The 19498-nt window shown below is 48.3% G+C and carries 14 protein-coding genes and 4 pseudogenes; 7 read left to right on the top strand and 11 right to left on the bottom strand.

Annotation, left to right across the window (positions count from 1 at the left end; all coding sequences use genetic code 11):
• Window positions 1–9: 9 nt before the first annotated feature.
• The 8 genes and pseudogenes from Z042_RS13725 to Z042_RS26025 form a co-directional block, all read right to left on the bottom strand.
• Window positions 10–786 carry a UbiA family prenyltransferase gene (locus Z042_RS13725; protein WP_167336761.1) on the bottom strand — a complete coding sequence of 259 codons (777 nt, stop codon included), beginning with the start codon at window positions 784–786 and terminating at the stop codon, window positions 10–12.
• Window positions 783–1238: a phosphatase PAP2 family protein gene (locus tag Z042_RS24580; protein WP_024914061.1), complete on the bottom strand. Its 456-nt coding sequence runs from the start codon at window positions 1236–1238 to the stop codon at window positions 783–785. Before Z042_RS24580 ends, Z042_RS13725 begins: the two co-directional genes overlap by 4 nt.
• A gap of 1 nt (window position 1239) precedes the next feature.
• Complete coding sequence (locus Z042_RS13715; protein ID WP_024914062.1) at window positions 1240–2076, bottom strand: alpha/beta fold hydrolase; 837 nt, start codon at window positions 2074–2076, stop codon at window positions 1240–1242.
• Between the two features lie 468 nt (window positions 2077–2544).
• Window positions 2545–3822 (bottom strand): O-acetylhomoserine aminocarboxypropyltransferase/cysteine synthase family protein, encoded by a 1278-nt coding sequence (locus tag Z042_RS13710; RefSeq protein ID WP_024914063.1) that lies wholly within the window; start codon window positions 3820–3822, stop codon window positions 2545–2547.
• A gap of 883 nt (window positions 3823–4705) precedes the next feature.
• Window positions 4706–5965: an MFS transporter gene (locus Z042_RS13705; RefSeq protein ID WP_024914064.1), complete on the bottom strand. Its 1260-nt coding sequence runs from the start codon at window positions 5963–5965 to the stop codon at window positions 4706–4708.
• 95 nt (window positions 5966–6060) lie between these two features.
• Window positions 6061–7032: a sugar phosphate isomerase/epimerase family protein gene (locus Z042_RS13700; RefSeq protein ID WP_037407284.1), complete on the bottom strand. Its 972-nt coding sequence runs from the start codon at window positions 7030–7032 to the stop codon at window positions 6061–6063.
• Window positions 7033–7040: 8 nt separating this feature from the next.
• On the bottom strand, window positions 7041–7748 hold the full coding sequence (locus Z042_RS13695) for a GntR family transcriptional regulator (protein WP_024914066.1): 708 nt from the start codon (window positions 7746–7748) through the stop codon (window positions 7041–7043).
• A gap of 230 nt (window positions 7749–7978) precedes the next feature.
• Window positions 7979–8077: pseudogene (locus Z042_RS26025) on the bottom strand (ATP-binding protein); the annotation flags it as partial.
• 523 nt (window positions 8078–8600) lie between these two features.
• Here Z042_RS26025 and Z042_RS13690 point away from each other — a divergent pair.
• From Z042_RS13690 to Z042_RS26280, 4 genes and pseudogenes are all read left to right on the top strand, one after another.
• A pseudogene (locus tag Z042_RS13690) lies at window positions 8601–8990 on the top strand (Arm DNA-binding domain-containing protein); the annotation flags it as partial.
• A gap of 60 nt (window positions 8991–9050) precedes the next feature.
• Window positions 9051–9891, top strand: a pseudogene (locus Z042_RS25670) (IS5 family transposase).
• A 7-nt stretch (window positions 9892–9898) separates the two neighbouring features.
• A pseudogene (locus tag Z042_RS13680) lies at window positions 9899–10709 on the top strand (tyrosine-type recombinase/integrase); the annotation flags it as partial.
• 607 nt (window positions 10710–11316) lie between these two features.
• Window positions 11317–11454 (top strand): hypothetical protein, encoded by a 138-nt coding sequence (locus Z042_RS26280; protein WP_162149757.1) that lies wholly within the window; start codon window positions 11317–11319, stop codon window positions 11452–11454.
• 136 nt (window positions 11455–11590) lie between these two features.
• Here Z042_RS26280 and Z042_RS26615 read toward each other — a convergent pair whose 3' ends face one another.
• Window positions 11591–11725, bottom strand: a complete 135-nt coding sequence (locus Z042_RS26615; RefSeq protein WP_236849187.1) for a PAAR domain-containing protein — start codon at window positions 11723–11725, stop codon at window positions 11591–11593.
• Between the two features lie 411 nt (window positions 11726–12136).
• On the opposite strand from Z042_RS26615, the gene Z042_RS13675 reads away from it, so the two are divergent.
• From Z042_RS13675 to Z042_RS13665, 3 genes are all read left to right on the top strand, one after another.
• The gene (locus tag Z042_RS13675) at window positions 12137–13324 is read left to right on the top strand and encodes a hypothetical protein (protein WP_024914069.1); all 1188 of its coding nucleotides are present in this window, start codon (window positions 12137–12139) and stop codon (window positions 13322–13324) included.
• On the top strand, window positions 13324–14394 hold the full coding sequence (locus tag Z042_RS13670) for a sensor histidine kinase (protein ID WP_024914070.1): 1071 nt from the start codon (window positions 13324–13326) through the stop codon (window positions 14392–14394). The genes Z042_RS13675 and Z042_RS13670 overlap by 1 nt, the downstream gene beginning before the upstream one ends.
• Before the next feature lie 84 nt (window positions 14395–14478).
• A complete protein-coding gene (locus Z042_RS13665; RefSeq protein WP_024914071.1) occupies window positions 14479–15264 on the top strand; it encodes a LytR/AlgR family response regulator transcription factor in 786 nt (261 codons plus the stop codon).
• Window positions 15265–15289: 25 nt separating this feature from the next.
• Here the strand turns inward: Z042_RS13665 and Z042_RS13660 are convergent, their stop codons facing one another.
• A complete protein-coding gene (locus Z042_RS13660; RefSeq protein ID WP_024914072.1) occupies window positions 15290–15997 on the bottom strand; it encodes a thioesterase II family protein in 708 nt (235 codons plus the stop codon).
• 8 nt (window positions 15998–16005) lie between these two features.
• Window positions 16006–19497: a non-ribosomal peptide synthetase gene (locus tag Z042_RS13655; RefSeq protein WP_024914073.1), complete on the bottom strand. Its 3492-nt coding sequence runs from the start codon at window positions 19495–19497 to the stop codon at window positions 16006–16008.
• Window position 19498: the final 1 nt, after the last annotated feature.

Raw genomic sequence — 19498 nt, 5'->3', positions numbered from 1 at the left:
GGCTGCCTCCTATTGTTGTGGTTTTGCCATAAAGATAAACGCAAGCGTTGGTCTCCACGAAGGCACTCCGGCCCAAACCACGAAGATCAGATAAATGCTGAACAACATCATCCAACTGAAATTGACGGTATCGGCTCCCCAAGCGGCGAGCATCATCACACCACCGCTCAGCCCCTGCACCAGCAATAACAGGCTGCCAGGATAGAACTTACGATGAGCCACCGTCACATTAAATAGCCCGTGTATGGTGAATGAAATAGTGTAGAGCAACGCATAGAATGCGGTGATAAATGGCCAACCAACGTCGACGCCCGCCACCATAGCCCCCATAACAAATCTTAAGGTATGGGTCAGCGCAATCATGCTCAAACCAACATAAGGAAGTTGTTTAAAACCACCGCTGTAGGCAATATTAGCCGCGAGAAACGCAGCAAAGAATGGCACCAGTTTTGGATTAACTTTCCATGAGATCGCAAACGCGGCTGCGATCAAGGCTATCGCAAAAAAAACGGCCACGGTGCTACTTACCCGCTCTGAGGGTAATGGCCGATGGCATTTAGTGGGATGTGCGGCGTCAGCGCGTTTATCGACAATATCGTTAAAGCAATAAATTCCGCCATAAAGCAGCACATTAAACAGTAGATAGACTTGCAGTAGTTGCCAAAACAATCCGCTAGACAGCTGTTCAGCAAACAGCAGTGCCCCTGCTATCACAGTAATAAAAGAAAGATGGAAGCGAAAACGCATGAGTTCGAGCAACCCTGTCACAACAACCAGCCCTTTCATGGCCATAACCTTTCAATCCATCCATTCAGAAGGTATGCGGTGCCCGCCCCCAGTAACGCCCCGGCCACCACATCCCGTACATAGTGGTGCCGCCCAGCAACACGGCTGTATGCCACACCCGCGGTCAAAACAAGTGCAACCAGCCCCAGGCGAACATCAGGAACACAGAAATACAGCATGGCCGTACAAGCTGCGATCCGCGCGGTGTGCGCACTGGGGAAACTGGATGCATCGTAGTGGCTGTACAATGTCGTGCGCGGAAAAGGATGAGGCGCAGGCCTTTCGAAACGTGTCAATAATTTCACTATCGCGCATATCAGTTCTATAAGCACCGATGCAAAAATCATCCCGACCCCAAACTGCCAATGCCAGATGGCTACTGCAACACCCAGTGCTAAATAGCAAAGCGGCGTGCCAAAAAAATCGAGGATCTTCAGTAGTACCTTGTGCAACTTACGCCACTCCTTCGCAAAAATCTTCCTCGGCCAAAAAAACGGTTATGATTGCATGCAACTGCTCGGGATGTGTCAACGGCAACACATGATTCCCATCATCGATCGTGACGAGCTGAGATTGGCGCACGCGATCTTTTATCTTTTGAGCGGCACGAATCGGGAATACCGAATCCCGTTTCCCGTGTACCAGCAGCACTGAAATACCCTCAAGCTGCGATAAGAGAGACGTCATATCCGCAGAGAGTGCCCAGCGAATGCAACTCAAATAAACGAGCCCCCCGGTATTATGGATATCCGCTGCCATGCGGCGAGGGTTATAGTCAGTATTTTTAGGGTATTTATCATAATTGACTCTGCCACCTTGCCGTTCCACACGGGTTCGTCGAATGATGCACGCGGCAGCTTTGAGTAAACAATCTAACACCGTGGCCAATACCGAATGAGGTCTAGGGTAGCCCGGCGATAACAAAATGAGTTTACTGCTGGTAAATTCACGCTGGGCAACGCAGGTCAGCGCAATCAGGCAACCAAAAGAATGTGCGACAAATATTGGCTGAGTGATGTGCAGTTCACGGAGGACACGGATGACATCATTTGCAATCAGCTCAATACGATAGTCGTCAACAGCTTGGTATCTATGCGAAATACCATGCCCCCGCAGATCAAGCAGTATCGTATTGAAGCCTGAAAAACCAAGAGCAGCGATGCGATCCCAAGCACTGGAACTCCCGGCAAGCCCATGCAGGAAGACCAGAGTCTTGCGCCTTGGATCGATCTTACCTGAGCGTACAGCGATATACCCACCATCCAAGAGCCGTTCAGTCCCTATTTTCATTTGCCACTCTTTAACAAACTTGGCTCATCCTGTCATTGAGCCTGATTAGCTATTATCCGGTTGAATTACGCCTGCATTGTACTTGATGGCATACTGACAGCTCAAGGATTCAGCGAATGGCATTACTTACCGAGCCGCCCCCTCAAACAGCAAAAAAGGCCACGGTAAATGGGTTCTACGCTATATTAATCCAACAACTAAAAAGCGCCGTAATGCGGTAGTTCCAGCAAAAAGGAAAAAGCTTTGCGCGGGGGCATCGAGACATGACGAAGATCTCATTGCGGAAGCTGGCAAAAGGTGACGAGTCATTTTATTAACCAACTGGCGGTATGTTAACGTTGAGCGGTGGTGAGCCATTACAGCAACACCACCTTGGCATGAAAAGCAGCGCGCCTTAGTGATAAATTTAAGGGGCTTAACTCCCCCATGTAAAATGTGGATGACATATCTTAAGGAGAATTCAAGATATTATTTTTGAGCCGCTCGAAGCGCCTGTGAAACATCCTCTATAATGTCTTCAATATTCTCAATGCCGACGGAGATCCTGATCAAATCCTCGCTCACACCGGCACGAGCCAATTCATCTGGATCAAGTTGTCGATGGGTTGTGCTGGCCGGATGACAAGCCAAGGATTTGGTATCACCAATATTAACCAGCCGTAAAATCATCTTTAATGCATCAATGAAATGTCCACCAGCCTCTTTCCCTCCCTTAATCCCAAAACTCACAATCCCTGAAGCCTTGCCAGAGGTGATTTTTTCACAACTAGATTTATAAGGGCTATCAGGAAGTGCGGCGTAGTTAACCCAATTAACTAATGGATGATTTTGCAGAAAAACAGCCAGCGCCAGTGCATTACTGCAATGTTTTTCCATGCGCAAACTCAATGTTTCAAGCCCCTGGAGCAGTAAAAAAGCGCTATGCGGCGAAAGTGCTGCACCGGTGTTACGCAGCGGCACGACACGACAGCGCCCTATATAAGCCGCGGGACCAAACGCTTCGGTATAAACTACGCCGTGATAAGAAGGATCGGGTTCGTTCAGCAAACGAAAGCGAGACTTATTGGCAACCCAGTCGAATTTCCCTGAATCGATAATCATCCCGCCGATGGTCGTACCGTGCCCGCCGATATATTTGGTCAGCGAGTGAACCACAATATCAGCGCCGTGTTCAAAAGGCCGACATAGTACCGGCGTAGCCACCGTGTTATCCACAATCACGGGGATACCGTGCCGATGAGCAATCTGTGCAAGACGTGCAATATCGACAACGTTACCTGCTGGGTTGCCTATAGATTCACAGAATAACGCCTTCGTTTGATCGTTAATAAGAGATTCAAGGCCGTCAAAATCATCAAAGCTAGCCATACGGACTTCAACCCCCTGGCGGGGTAGCGTATGAGCAAAGAAATTATAGGTTCCACCATAGAGTTGGCTGGTACTGACAATATTGTCGCCAACCTCAGTCAACGCCTGTATGGCATAGGTGATGGCCGCCATGCCAGAGGCGACGGCAAGAGCACCAACACCGCCTTCAATGGCCGCCAGCCTTTCTTCAAGAACGGCCGTCGTTGGGTTCATAATACGGCTGTAGATATTACCCGCCACTTTCAGATCGAAAAGATCGGCCCCGTGCTGTGTATCATCAAAGGTATAAGACGTTGTTTGATAAATAGGGACAGCGGCTGATTTTGTCGTCGCTTCCGACACATAACCGTGATGTAAAGCCAGCGATTCCAGTTTCATAAAATAGTCTCTAGGTTAGATTGCCATGAGTAATTCATAAGCAGAATACGATGTACTTACAAAATCAACAAACGGCTCTTTTCCCCGCAGACCTCCCTCGCTTTTTCGCGTTTCAGCAGCCAGGAACGCCATACTGCCGGTTGAGGATTGTTTCATTAATTTCACAGGGGTTATACGCACTATTTCCCGGCCATCATCGTTCGGCAATGTCTCTTTATTGCTGAAGGCGAATTCATCAAAAGAGATACCGCTATCTTTAAGGATTTTAACGAAAAATGTACTGCATATCAGGCAGCCATTCTGTGCGGAAATGGCATACGCATAGAAGAGTGCGGCGCGTTCTCCGATTAATGCTTTTAAATGTGCGCTTCATATTGGTTATTCGACCATGTTTTTCGACCTGCTCTTGATAACGTAATAGAGCTTCTGGTGGAAGATGATCAAGTTCTGAAATAATACTCAAACCACCTCCTTGTCTGTATAAATAACATCATTCTGCAAATGATTAATTATCAGTTTAACTTACTGTCTTTTTTATACGTCTAAAAAACCATGCAATACAAATGACATAATTTACTAGCGTTATCTAATTTATGCATAAAGAGAAATGGTGAAAATTTTACCTTGAAGAGATTCGAGCAATCCGCCCTCCCTTCTATCGGTTCGCTGAAGTTTACGCCCTATCTGGTTATCGCTTCCAGAAACAGCCAGTCGAGTTAGGGAGTGGGGTGGCGTACACCTACGTAGCTGGCAGGAAAAGTTGGAGCAGTTCCTGTAATTCAACGATCGCGATGCGTTACAAGGTGCACAACCCCTCTCCCTGTTGGGAGAGGGGCGAGGTGAGGGAAAATGCACGGCATCCAATCAATTTATATATTTTAAATCACGCAGATGGCAACGCTGAAGCCTGGCGTCCTTGACGAATATTCATGATCAGCAGAGCCGAAACGCAAATGCCGGCACAGGCAAACACCGCCATTAATCCAAAGACAATCTGGTAACCCACGATCCCTGGGTTTGCGTCCAACACGTGGCCATACAGGCTGTAGCAAAACATGGCTGGCGCATAGCCAATAAAGCTACCCAGAGCCATCGCAGCACCGGTGTTTTTCTCACTGACCCCTGCTTCACCAATGGGGGCAAAGAACACCGCCCGCTGAGTAAATATCACCGCACCAAATACCAGAGTACACACCATACCTAAATAGACCGGCATCTGTTCATGGGGCAGGATAATCAGAACCAGCAACAGTACTACACTGATAATAAAGGTATAGAACAGATATTTGCTAGGCGATTTCAAAACCTTATCGGAAATTAAACCGCCGATCGGCCCACCCACCATTTTCAGGCAGTATTGATTGATGATCCCATAGGCACCAACCAACGCAATAGGCAGTGCATAAATATCACTTAAGAACGGAATAAAGAAGGTGAGGCCACAATACACGGCATAAACACAGAACACGCTAAACGCAATTAACCAGACCGTTTTATTTTTTAATATACTGCCGAAGCCGGCTTTTTCAGTCTTGTCTTGCTCATTTTTCGCCGCTGGCTCTTCCGCACGGCCATTCATGGCAAAGAATAGAACGACGCCCACCAGAATGGCAATGGAGGAGTAAAAAAGAATACCCGCTTTAAACCCTAAGTACCCACCACCAAACCAGGCAAAAACTGCCAGTGCGCTAAAAGCAACCACCGTATCGACAATGCCACGCCCAGTTTCGAAGAAGCCAAACAGCCGTCCTTGCTGAGTATTGTCACCCAGTAAACTGACCGATTTCAACAACACCGGCCAGTTCAGCATGTCGCAGGTGACACCAAACAGTGCCCATACAAACAGTATGCCCCAGTAGCCCGGCATGGTGGATAAATAAACGCCCAATAACCCGGTCGCAATCAATGAGAGCGACATGGTAAACCGGCGGGGTAAACGATCGGAGATGTAGATAGATAAAAAGAAACCTATCGTGGTAACGATGGAGTTAACCGACATCGCATTACCAATTTCACCATTGGTAAGATGAAAGTACTCTTGCATGGGGACATAAAACGCATCTTTTAATGACGGCAGTTTATAAATGGTCCCGCCGCAAAGAACTAACAGACTAAATATAGTCCACTTCTTTTTTGTTAGCATAATTCCACCTCACCACTGGATATCGTGGTGTTATTGGCAGTTTTCGATAAAGTCATCTCAAATGAGATGCTTCGCCCTGGTTGGTTAGTGTTTAATTATTTTAATACAGCTAATGCGTCCTGTTTTAATTCATTGAGAATCTCACGGACATAATTTATTTGTTGTAATGCGTCGTTTAGCTCTTTATCCAGTCTTAAGTCTATATCCTGCTCAGGGAGCGGGGTTTCACTCATTTCTCGCCAAGGTATCCACGGGTTATTATCTTCACCATTAAAGCGGAACGGTGGCGCATAATAGTCCACTTCTTCCTCCAGGCCATAAGCTATAACCTGCGGTTGATTTTCACCCAGGCAAATAAGCTGCAATAGCAATTCCTTGAACGGCAAATCCCCTTGCCCCGAGATACAGGCTTTGTGGCCTAACCCGTTAACTTCGTGCATGATCACCGCATCTTTAATATGCACTTGCGTGATTTGGCTGGCCATCGTGGCCAAGGCAGAAAGAGGCTCTTCGTTGGCATTGATCATATTGGCAAAATCAAACAGCAGCGAAAGCTGAGGGAAGTCTGCCTCGGCAAGCAGGCTCATCAACTCATGGCTTTTCAGATCCTCATGTTGCTCAAGGGTAAAACTTAGGCCACTATGTTGGTAGTTGTTCTTAATATACTGAATATCAAGTGCAATTTTCGGTATCACGTCATCCAGATGCCCTTCATAGCGCGGATAGAACCTGATGGATGAAGCACCGGATTTAATAGCAATCGCTACCGCCTGATCGAGAGTTTTGGCATCGGAGGCGCTGGTTTCAATATGTATATCCAATCCTAGCTGGCGTGCTCTGTCAGCAAAATGGCCCAACTGTTCATCACTCGCGCAGCCTAAAGATTGGCTTTCACCGTCGTGCACGTGGATCTTCACGCCCCTCAACCGTTGCTCGCTGGCAATAGTCAATAAATCTTCAGGCAGTATCTTTTCCATTCTCATATTCAGATGGAAAGCATAGGCATGCAGATACAGTGGAATATCTGCTACACGCTGCAAAATCTTGTTAGCTTGTAAACGATCCATGATGCCCCCTATAGGTCGATAAAAAATTCCACGGACTCAAAACGCCAATACTCGATATCGATTTGCACGATGCGGTTTTGTTCATCGGCCCGATATTTTTTTACCCGCATGGAAGGGGTTCCAGCCGTACCGCCCATCCCTTGGCAGGCCCCCCCCGAAAGACGGGTCGGTTTAAATTCCAGATGCCGAGTGTGCGTTTTTTTGGCAAAGGTTGCCGCCCAGACTTCAGCAAACGAGCGCTCACCCAGTTCGTCAATAAAGCCGGGGGCAACCTGGGCGTTGATAAAGGTCTCGTGATAGAACACTTTGTGGCTATCCAATGCCCCCCAGCCGCAGATCTTGTAAAGCTCAGCGCCTTCTGTAACCTCGAGTAGGGACAAAATCTCCGGTGGCGCGGTGCAAACGCACTCTTTTGCCAGGTAGCCCCAGGAAGGCAAGCGTCCTTGATCCATCGCCGCCTGTTTGAAACTGGTGGAACTATTCGGGCTGTAATTAAAGCGCGGCAACGCAACAAACCAGCCGCGGCGATCCTTACGAAAGATTTTCGATTCGCCTTCCAGATAAAGCAGCGCCTGACGCAGCGTCATTCGCTTAATTCCCAGCAGCTCTTCCAGTTCGCGCTCAGAAGGCAATTTACTGCCAGGGGAGACAATACCCTGTTTCAGCCACTCATTGAGCCTGTGTTTGGCCAGCTCTACGGTTGAGTTGTTCTCCATGACTTAATCCATTTGGTTTAAACCAGATTACCAACAACGTTACTCTCAGTCAGTAACGATGACAATGATCATTCTGTGGACTAATGATTGAATTGTGAGCTCTCTCGCAGAACCTGGGGATTTGCCGTTGTGGCTGTGGTTTCTCACCTTACCAAGACAGGTAATGAGGTCTGGTGGGCCGATCAGGCAGCGCTTCCTCTCGTGTCAGGGGTATAGGATTGTGCGGATGGACCAATGTTTGAGGTCAGAATGATGCTCGCTTTCTCGTAACGCCGATTGAACAGCCGGAAGAACAGATTAGCTTCATCACGCATCATGGGCAGATAACGGAAACGACTCTCTATAATTGGCGCAATCAGGCTAAAACAGAGGGGAAACCAGTGCCGGGTGCAGATAAAAACAGTGAACAGTGGCCGGCTGGCTGTTATCGTGGAAACCACCACATTGAGTGAAACGGAAACCGCTGAACGTGGAGGAGGCTAGTCTCCCAATCTCACACCAATCCCCTACTACCTGCCCATCAATGGAATCAAAGAATCGAACCCTGAATAACGTCTCCTTCATATACTCGCCCAATACCAGTTAAGCAAGAGCAACTACAATCAACATTCAATGGTATACTGAGAAACGTTAAAAACGAAAAACCCCAAGCTTATTATAAGCTTGGGGTCATAATATGGCGGAGGAGCAGTCCGCCTGTCAACAACACAATCCAACGCAATTAATCTTAAAATATAATTATAAAACAATAAATTAAAAATAAATCCTCTCAAATTCGCACAACCGCACCTAACCAAAATCAACCATTGATGGCATACTCGATGGCATACTGACATCTCAAGGATTTTACAGATGGCACTCCTCACCGATACCAAAGCCCGGAATATTAAACCGGACGATAAACCCTTGCCGCACGGTGGTATCACCGGCCTGACGTTGCACCCTTCAAACAGCAAAGGTCATGGTAAATGGGTTCTGCGTTATGTTAGCCCGACGACTAAAAAGCGCCGCAATGCCGGGTTAGGCAGCTATCCCGAAGTCAGTATCGCTGAAGCAGGCAAACAAGCACATGCTATGCGCGATCAACTCGCCAACGGGGTCGATCCGCTGGAGTTCAAAAAGGTTGTTACAGCAGACAAACCCGTGATCCCGACATTTACTGATGCTTCGCGTCAGGTTCACCTGGATTTATTACCCGGCTGGAAAAATGATAAACACGGGAAGCAATGGATAGCCACACTAGGCTGTGTCCCTCAATTAAAAATGGTATTCTAACCACCTAATTATCAGACAGTTATCGCTATGGCTCGCTACGATTTTCCTGATGCAGCGCGGGCACTGCTCCTGCCATTATTACCTCCGGAACGCTCTCAGCGCCCTGGGCATCCTTATATTGAACACCATAAAGTCATCAATGGCATGTTTTGGGTTCTGTGCTCTGGGGCTCCCTGGCGTGATTTGCCCGAACGCTATGGGCCATGGAAAACCGTCTACAACCGTTTCAACCGGTGGGCAAAAAAAGCATCATTAACTCTATATTCAATAAGTTACTTTCCATTCTTGATGAGCATAAGCTGCTCGACTGATCAGCTATCTCTCTGGATGGTAGCAATATTCGTGCAATGCGTTGTGCTGCTGGTGCCCAAAAAAACATCCCGATATCACCAGTGATCATGGCCTGGGTCGCTCACGAGGCGGCTATGGCACCAAAATCCATCTGGCAACTGACGGAAACGGGTTCCCTTTAAATATCGCACTAAGTGCGGGTCAAGCTCATGAAAGTCAGTTTACGCTACGGCTATTAGATGGTATCGGCATTCTTAGAAAAAATGGTTTTATGAAGCGTCGAGGCAAGGCCGTTATCGCTGATAAAGCCTATTCAAACAAGGCATTACGTGGCAATTTAAAACTGAGTGGTATCAAGACCGTCATTCCGTATAAGTCGAATGAAAAGGCCAGCACAGATGGACGAACCCGATTTGATAAAGAGACTTATCGTAAGCGCAATGTTGTAGAAAGAAGCTTTGGTCTATTGAAAGAAAACCGCCGCATAGCGACGCGTTATGAAAAAACGGCGAGGAGCTACCTATCGATGCTTCAATTGGGCTGTATCTGGCTGTTTTTACGACGGATATGTAATTGAGGGACACAGCCTAGAACAGTACACCTTCCCTTCCATCGGCTCATTACCACTGGACACAATTACACCTGCGTATATGGCCGAGGTTTTGCGCCCGATTTGGTTGTCGATCCCAGAAACAACCAGCCGCGTGAAACAACGCTTGCATGCTGTAATGGCCTGGGGATGGGCGCATGGTCATTGCGTGGCAAACCCTGTCGATGTTGTTACCCATCTGTTGTCCCAGCAGCCTAGCAAAACGATTCGAACAGAACACCAACCTGCAATGTCTTGGCGAGATATACCACACTTTGTCGCTGTACATCTGCGCAATGCCAGACGTTTCGATTTAATCCGTTCGCTATTAGAGTTGCTGATCCTAACAGCTTGCCGTTCGGGTGAGGTCAGAGGGGGTCAGTGGTCTGAAATTGACTTAAAAGCTACTGTCTGGACTATCCCTACCAAACGAATGAAAGCAGGCATCATCCACCGGGTTCCATTGGTACCAAGGGCTGTTGAACTCCTGGAGGGTATGAAGGGATTGCATGACGAGTTGGTGTTCCCCTCCCCCCGTAACCAATCATTATTATCTGATCTGGTATTAACTTCGTTCTTGCGCCGTGTCGAAACGCTCAGTGATAAGCCAGGGCGCGTGGCAACAGCCTCTAGCTTCCGAGACTGGTGCGGTGAGCAAAGCTACCCTCGGGATTTGGCTGAACGCGCATTAGCGCATACGGTGCAAAACAAGGTTGAAGCAGCTTATCATCGTACTGATTTATTGGAACAAACGATGGCCAATGATGAGGGCTTGGGCTGATTTTGTGATAGGTACGCCTCACTGAGGGCTTAAGTAAGCTAACAACGCCAGTGGTTAATGCTCGCGTTGTTATCCTGAGTCAATTCACCCATTTTTTGTCATTCTTCACAAGTGGTAATGTAGTTGCTCAACGATGCCATTTGTTTAGGGGATGTTGTACCCGCGGACATGGGGAACACCAAAACGACTGGCACAACGTTTTTACCAGATACTGTGCATTCATGATATCGATTATCGTGAACTGGTTGAGGAGACCGACATCAAAAGCACTGTAGCTTTTTTAATATTTCACTCGCCATCTCAATATGTTGAACCCATCTTATTTCCCTGAGTTCAATTTGCTCAATCGTCAGTGTTTCCTCTAACGACTGACAGGAACGCTGGAGATGGTTGATTGCAACGTTTCAATCGATATTGTAGAATTGAATCAGGTAATAAACTGATGTTATTGCGATTTTTCTTGCAAAAGTTATGAAATTCAATTGTTACCCACCACGTTAATAGAATAGAAATCGATGCTTTATGTATGTAAGCCAGGAAGGTAAATTGCGTTTATTTACAGGAGTTGTCCAATCACTTATTGCAGAGCAGACACAGTTTTTCGTGCGATTCATATAACCGCAGGCGTACATATGACTAGCCGTCCTCAGATGATAATCAACGTGTTACAAATGAACGCCGGTAAGCAGTTTACGGCCCGCCAACTGGCACAAAAAATATTGACCATTACAGCGAAGAGCTGGCTGAAAAACGACTGGATCGGTCTCTAAGGTATCTAACGTGGCCACTGCATCCTTGCTCCCGGTGCTCCTGCCATTCCGGCAAGAGTGATTAGCACTGAACGATATTGTCGTCAGGCGTTACATTCATGTTGTGAAGCAACCAAGTCGGCCCCATAGGCGGTTTTCATCCCTTCCAGCGCCAAGGGCAACCCGCTAACCTGTACAGTGGGTGCCCCGTCACAATAGGAAAAACGCCTTTGCATTGGGAACAAGAGACCAAATGCCCCACCAGCGCTACGTTGGTACCGCGAAACTGCATGACGGGCGCCCCCTGAAGCGACACACCACCATGAGAGGTTTGTCGCCTTGTAAAATCACGGCCTTCCCTGCCATACATCCTCCACACTTAGCATTTTCTTAATAGATTACAGGATGTTTTGAATTGAAAGAAGTAGAAAGGTAATAGTTACTAATGAATATTATGCGCAGTGTGAGTAATTCCTGTTTTTTGGCGTCAATAATCCGTTATCGATGCGTATGACCACATTCAATACCGCGACACCCCAGCTTGAGACAGGTAGGAAGCATACAGATTTGGATGCCCCCCTTATACTTTGGTTTATCTCATGAAATAACATTTAATCAGATAAAATGCCTGTTCATCGCATCATGGGGGTAGGGTAAAAACAAGCCGTTAAACTGCATACAGTGACTTAATTGAGAAGTGCTTATGCTTGTCTGGCTGCAACGAGTTATTCTATGTCTGTGTCTTCTTTTATCTTCGGCCAACGTCCTGGCCGCTGATTGGCTGTTGGGATACCGCTCTTCTTTTGCAAGATCTTCCGCGGATAACAACCTGTTTTTCGAAGACCACGATCAAAATGCCTACTGGTCGGTTTTAGATCTCAGTGTTGAACACCTTGGTTGGCGTGCCGCAGCGACAACCGGCCGGCGCTGGGAATCCCAGGGGACTAAAAATGAATTTATCCTGACCGAAGCTTATGTCGATGACAGCTTCTGGGGTTGGGATTTTACCCTCGGTAAAAAACGCCTGGACTGGGGGGTAGGATACTCTTATCGCCCGCTGGATATTATCAAATCCTACGATCGCCAACCAATCGGTGTCCAGATTGAAGAAGGAGCTTGGATAGCCAGCGTGGAACATTATACCGATACCGGTTCCTGGACCGTCCTCCTGTCTGATAGTCAAAGCCAGCAGGATGATGGATCTCCCCGCTATCAGGGAGGGGGGATTAAATACTATGTTCTGCTGAACGGTTGGGATTTGCAGGGCGTTACCTATTGGGATGACAAACGAAAACTGTCAGTTGGCGGGAGTTCAGTGACCGTTTTAGGAGAAGCCTCTTCCATACATTTCTCTGCCTTATGGCAGGGTGAATATACTCAACTGAACCACGGGGTCAACGGAGAGAACTATCTTGCCAACGGGGCTCCGGTCTGGACGGACACCGGAAAAAATGCACTACAGTGGCTGTCTGGTATCAACTATAACTTTCAAAATAAGATAAGTTTGCTTACCGAATACTGGTACGATGGCCGCAGCCCAAGCCACAGCCAGTGGCGTAAGTTGATTGCCGCAGGGGAAAAACAGCAGGCTACCGGTGACCTATATGGTTTGTTATCCGCCGAGCGTTCTTTTTTTACCACGCAAAATCTGGTACGGCACAATCTGCTGCTCCATGTTCGCTATGAAGGAGAACAGTGGCAGCCCTCAGCCGACCTCACCATAGCCCCGGAAGATATAGGGGCTATTGCTACGGTAAGAGCCCGTTATCAATGGGCGGATGGCCACTGGGGGGAACTCGGAGGCCGGTGGTATGGGAGTAAACGGGGTTCTGTTTTTAACCATCTGCCTGATGATAAAGTGATTTTCTTTATGCTGGAGGGAACATTCTGATGAAAGCTCTGATTCTTGAGCTGAGAACCTGGGCTGGTGGTTTTCTCATTACTTTGCTTGCCTGCACGCTGGTGGCCATCATTATATTTATGTCGACCTACGACTCCGACGCAACAGATTGGCGTATTTTTATGGTTTCCTACTGTTATGGGGTCTGTATTCACTTCAGCATCCATTTTTGGCATAAACTTTTCCCTGGGCGTTCGCTCGTACTCAATTACAATATCTCCTCACTGATCGGTTTTATCATCGGAACCTTGCTCACCATCGCCTTGCTGGTATTAACCGGCAGCGATCTCTCTGGGTGGCTAAGCCAAACCTTGCTCTATGCGCTCCTGGCCAGCGTGGTGATCATATTTATGTTCTTTAACCAACAGCAAAAGCTGAATATACGTACCGAGTTGAAAACAGCGCAATTGCAACAGGCAGAAAAAGATAAAAAGTTACTGCAAAGCCAGCTACGTCTGCTGCAATCTCAAATAGAGCCCCATTTTTTATTTAACACCCTGGCAAATCTTAAGGCATTGATGTATATAGACGTTGATCGAGCCAGCCATTTATTGGATCACCTGACGCTGTTACTCAGGCACAATTTAAAGCATACGCGAGAAGATCAGGTCTCGTTAAAATATGAACTGAGTTTCTGTCAGTCTTATCTGGCTATCCAAAAGATACGGCTAGGTTGCCGGCTTAACGTCAACGTCACCATCGCCGAAGAGGTTAACCTGGAGCAAAACTTCCCGCCGCTGCTGTTGCAGCCTCTGGTTGAAAACGCTATTTTGCACGGTGTTGCCAGCACATTGGGTGATCGGCTGCTTAATATCAACGTCAGTAATCATCCCCCGGACAAGCTGCTAATCACCGTTGAAGATAACGGAATTGGCTTGGGAAACAGCATACATCAAGGGTTTGGCGTCGGATTGGACAACATACACAGTCGGTTAAAAAGTCTTTACGCCGATTCAGCCAGCCTCAGGATTATCGAAAACGACATGGGGGGTGTTACCGCCTATCTGTTGTTACCTGTTGAAAACGAAGTGCGTTGCCGGTCTGTAGAATCATTAATGTGAAGAGATGGATTATCGCAAGAGACGTCCCCCTGCGCTGGCTTGCAAAGGTGGACACCTGACACACATCATTAATATGGGTTGAATATGGAACACTGCACAGCACTTATCATTGACGATGAACCCTTGCTCCGCCGCCATTTAGATTACAACCTTTCTGAACTATGGCCCTCGCTGGAAATTAAAGGCACCGCTGGCGATGGCATAGAAGCGCTAGCGATGATAGATAAATATCGGCCCGATATTATCTTTTTAGATATTCGTATGCCCAGGATGGATGGATTAACCGTGGCCAAAAAACTCGCCACCCACAACCCTTGCCCGCTGATTATTTTCACTACGGCGTACGATCAATATGCGGTAGCGGCCTTTGAACATGAGGCTATCGACTATCTGCTTAAACCGATTGAAACCCGGCGCCTTGAGCTGACCCTTGAACGGGTAAAAAAACGTTTGCTGCAGAAAAGCCATGGGCAGAATATCCCCACCCTCTCCAGCAATACCCTGTCTGAATTTATAGCAAAATTACAACTGGAAACACCGCCCCCTAAATTGGAATGGATCAAAGCCAGCCAGCAAGACAGTATTCATCTTATTTCTGTCCATGATATTTACTTCTTTCAGGCAGAAGATAAGTACACCACGGTAGTCACGGCCAAAGGCGAGTACATTATCCGCACTTCCATTAAAGAGCTTCATAGCCAACTGGCTTCGCAGCTCTTCTGGCAGATACACCGTGGTATTTTGGTCAACACCTCCCAGATTGATAAAGTTAAGCGTGACTTTACCGGCAGGATGCATGTCTATCTGAAAAACAACTCCACCAAGCTCGCCGTTAGCCGCAGTTTTCAATGCCTGTTTAAGCAAATGTAACTCTGGGTAAAACGAACGGGCGCTATTACCCTAGCAATTTCTGGCCTATTCTGCTGCAGATATCCGGGTAGTGCTGGTGAATAAAAAAATGGCCTCCGGGGTAATGATGCTGAGCAAAATGTCCCTTGGTGTAGTGACGCCATGCCTGAGCTTCCTCCAGCGTCACCAGAGCGTCGTCCTCACCAAAGAAATAGACAATATCTGAGGTCGTTGGGCATATTGGCATTAGCAGGCAATAACGCTCAATCAGGCTGTAGTCACTACGCAAGATCGGCAGAAACGTTTTAACCAGTTCCTCCATGACGAAAAACTCTTGTGGAGTACCGCCTATTTTTTTTATTTTAGCTAAAAATTCCGCGTCAGATAATGCATGGTACTGAGTAGCCTCATGATAATCTGGGGGTTTGCGCCCAGATAAAAAAACCGTCAAAGGGGCAGGCAGCTTTGCGGCATCGATAGCTCGCAGCAATTCATAGGCAACAATGCACCCCATACTGTGGGCGTAGAGGGCGTATGGGGTTCCGGTAGCGATCGCTTTCGAGATTTTAAGCATGAGATCTTTGACAACCTCATCAATACTTTGATGAAAAGGTTCCGCCATGCGCATCCCATGCCCAGCGTATTCCAGCGGAAACAGACAAATGCGCTCGCCTAATAACATCGCCCACTTATTGTAAATGGCATAGGCCGAGCCCCCCGCATAGGGGAGTACAAATAAGGTTATTTTTTTCATAATCACTCTTAATCAAGTTGACCTTGGCCAGAACCATGCAGGTTCAAATAGTTGGCCAGGCGAGCAATGGTGGCATATTGGTATAATGACTTTAACGTCACATGCTGGTTTAACTCTTTATTCAGGCGATGGCATGCCATGATCATATTCAATGAACTGGCGCCAGAAAGCAGAAAGTTATCATCCCTACCCAGTTGGTTTACCCCTAACGCTTCACAAAAAACGCTGGCGAGATACTGCTCCCGCTGGCCTTCAGGAGCAATAAATGGCGTCACCGAGGGCCGTTTTGGCTGCAAGGCGAAAAGTGCCTGATCGTCCCTGCGCCCATAGGTATCCAGAGGTAATTCTTCTATCTGACAAACAGCAATCGGCACCATGTTGCCGGGTAGACTGGCACCAAGATAGGTCGTCACCTCATCCATCACTAGCGGTTGCTCTGCTAGACAGTAGGCTGAAAACGGGTAAGTATCAGCAGACTTCCCCGCCACCACCACCGCATAGTCAAGCCCAGGAAACGAGGCCAGACAGCGTTCAATTTCCGCGGTCTGTCGCCATCCGCCGGGTATATCTGTGGCCTCCCCACGGCTCAGCCAAGCAAGTTCGCCATGGGTTAGCCAACAGGCCCGGTCGCCGGTTTTGCGCCACGCTATTTTGCCAGGCACCCCTGGCACAAACGCATGAAGCGGCACTTCTGAAGAAAAGGCTTCCCCAAGATACAGATCGCCAGTTACTCCAAGAGGTACTGGTGTTAATTCGGCATCCAGAATGCAGGCGGCTGCGCTGGCCAAAGGCTTGCCCACGCTGTTGTATTCACCAGCTTGCTCGGGGGAAAGCGATTTCATCGCGACAAAATCTGCACCAACACGGTACATATTCACCACCTCTGGAGAGGTATCACCATAGTGCTCCCACCACGGCATAAGCCAAGCGGTATTTAACACCTCTCCGCTACAAATCACGTAGCGAAGCGCGGACAACGGGCTATTTGCCGCAATGGCCCGTTGACTAAAGCAGATAAAGGCCGAGGGCGTAAGGCTTAACATTGACACACGATGCCGCTCACACAATTGAACCAGGCACCGAGTATCCTCAAGCTCCAGAAAACCGGGAACAACCAGTGTTCCACCGGAGAGTAACGCCCCCCAAAGTTCCCATTGGCCATCCCCCGCTGCTGCCGCATGGGCCAGAAGCCAGGTATCATCAGCAGAAACGGCAAAGCAGCTAGCACCATGGCTAAACTGTTGCAGCATATTGCGGTGAGAGTATGTCGCACCGGGAAGCGAATGCGGCATCGCTGGCGGATAGCAGATACAGGCCAGGCCCTCTGCCTGCAGTGTGAGTATCAACGGTTCGGTTGATTCCACACGATAATGCCTATGGCCCAATTCAACGCCAATTAAATCGTGCCGCTGCGGTGCCGTTAGAACATCAGGCTGCGTTAACAGCATGGCGGCCCCGGATTCATGCAGCCTCTGCAGCACCTGTTCAGGCGGAAGGTTGGGTGCAATAAGCAGATAAGCCGCACCGGCTTTCAGTATGCCAAGCAGCCCCACTATCATTTCCAGCCCAGGCTCGGCCTGGAGCGCTATCAGCGCCCCCACGTTGAGCTGATGGTCCTGGTGTGCAAAGTACCGTCGCCGCAAATAACGAGCCATTTGATTAGAACGTTGCTCTAATTCGGCATAGGTCATCTGCTGTTCACCGGCTAACAATGCGATCTTATCGGGTGATAACCTGGCCTGTTCTGAGAAACGGGCATGCAACAGCGGTTCACTTCCCTCTGAATATTCCACTAAGGCTGGATAACGCACTACCTGCTGCTGTTCTGCCCGATCCAGCAGGAGAATATCTTTGATTTTGCAGACCGGATTGGCGACGATCTGCACCATGATACGGCAGTAATAGTGAGCCAGTCGCTGAATGGTCGCCCGCTCGTACAGGCTCATGGCATAGTTCAGATTGCAGCGTAGTGCTTCCCCAGAGTCATCAATAAACAGATTGAGCTTATATTCTGCCTCATCGTACTGTTCGTTATTCGGCCACCAGCGAATTTTTTCCGGGTCATCAATATCTTCAGCCCATGCCGAGTGATAGGTTATGGCCTCATCAAAGGGATACTCTCCCTGCGCGGGTGCCGTTTTACGCTCTAAACGGCTGTCATACCGGATGACGTCATAACGCTTTTGCACCGGCCACGCCCTGAATAGCGTATTTTCCCCCACATCATGCGCACCAAACCCCTGTACGGTGAACTGTACCTGAAACACCGGATTCTGTGAGGTAGAACGCTCTATGTTGAGCAGATACACCAGGTGTATAAAAGAGAGTTCTTGGTAGGTCTGTGTTTGTACCAGTTCTTCTTTCACCTGAATAATAAGTTGTTGCAAGGTACTTTCAGGCTCTACCTGATTGCGTACCGCCAGCGCATTGACAAAGTAGCCGATTGAGTGTGTGAGTTCGGCATGGTGACGGTTGGACAGCAGCGTTCCCACCAGAATGTCCTGCTGCCCGGTGTATTTACTCAGCAAAATGTTGAACCCAGTCAGCAGTAATGTATACAGGCTGACGCCGTAGCGCTTTGCCGCTTCCCTGATGCGCAGGGAGAGGTCGGCACTCAAATCAAAGAAAAAATCGGCCCCGCGATAGTCCACCATGGTCGGGCATGGTCGATCGGTGGGCAACCTCAGCGCTACGTGATCTTTCAGTTTTTCCCGCCAATAAGCTAAGTGATGTGCCAGAACTTCACCACTCATCCGGTTCATGTACCCTTCACTGACATCGCGATACTGCACGGGCAATTCGGGCAAGGTCAAGGGGTCACCCTGCTGGTAGTGCAGGCAATGCTGCACCAGCTCATGAAGAAATACCTCAAGCGACCAGCCATCAAAGATGCTGTGGTGAAAAACGATCGCCGCCAACCTGCGGCCGTTATCGACATTCAACAGGGTCACCTGCAAAGGTGGGCGTAATGCCAACTCATGATGCACCGCCAGCAGTGGCGATAATGTGGCCTGCAACGAGTCCGCCGTAACGGTTTTTTCATCAATGCCGAAAGGGGTATCTGCGATTTTTAAATAGACCTCTCCTGGCCCACGCTCGCTGAACTGGAAATAGCTTCGCAATATTTCATGGCGTTGAACAATCGCCGCCATGCTCTTTTTAAATACCTCCACGTCAAGGCCACTCAACAGCTCCAGCACCACGGGAATATTATAAACGTCGGTCTGCTGGTTGAACTGTTCAAGATACAGCAGGCGTTTTTGGGCGAAAGTGGCCCTGGGCTTCTCAGGGAGCACGCTAAAAATATTCCGTTGTTCAAAACAGGACTTCGACCTGATGTGATTATGTTCCAGGCAGGCCAATAGCGGCTCCCGGCTGGCACGGATCTGCCCGCGCACCTCGTCCTCAATCTCCCCACCTGCCCGGCTTAACTTAATCTTATGGTCTTCTGTCCAGACGGCGTAACCAGACTGTTTTAACCTATTGAGCAGCGTCAGCATG

The sequence above is a fragment of the Chania multitudinisentens RB-25 genome (genome assembly GCF_000520015.2).
GTDB lineage: Bacteria > Pseudomonadota > Gammaproteobacteria > Enterobacterales > Enterobacteriaceae > Chania > Chania multitudinisentens.
The sequence above is the reverse complement of the archived record's forward strand: the minus strand, read 5'-3'. Positions and strand labels throughout refer to the sequence as shown.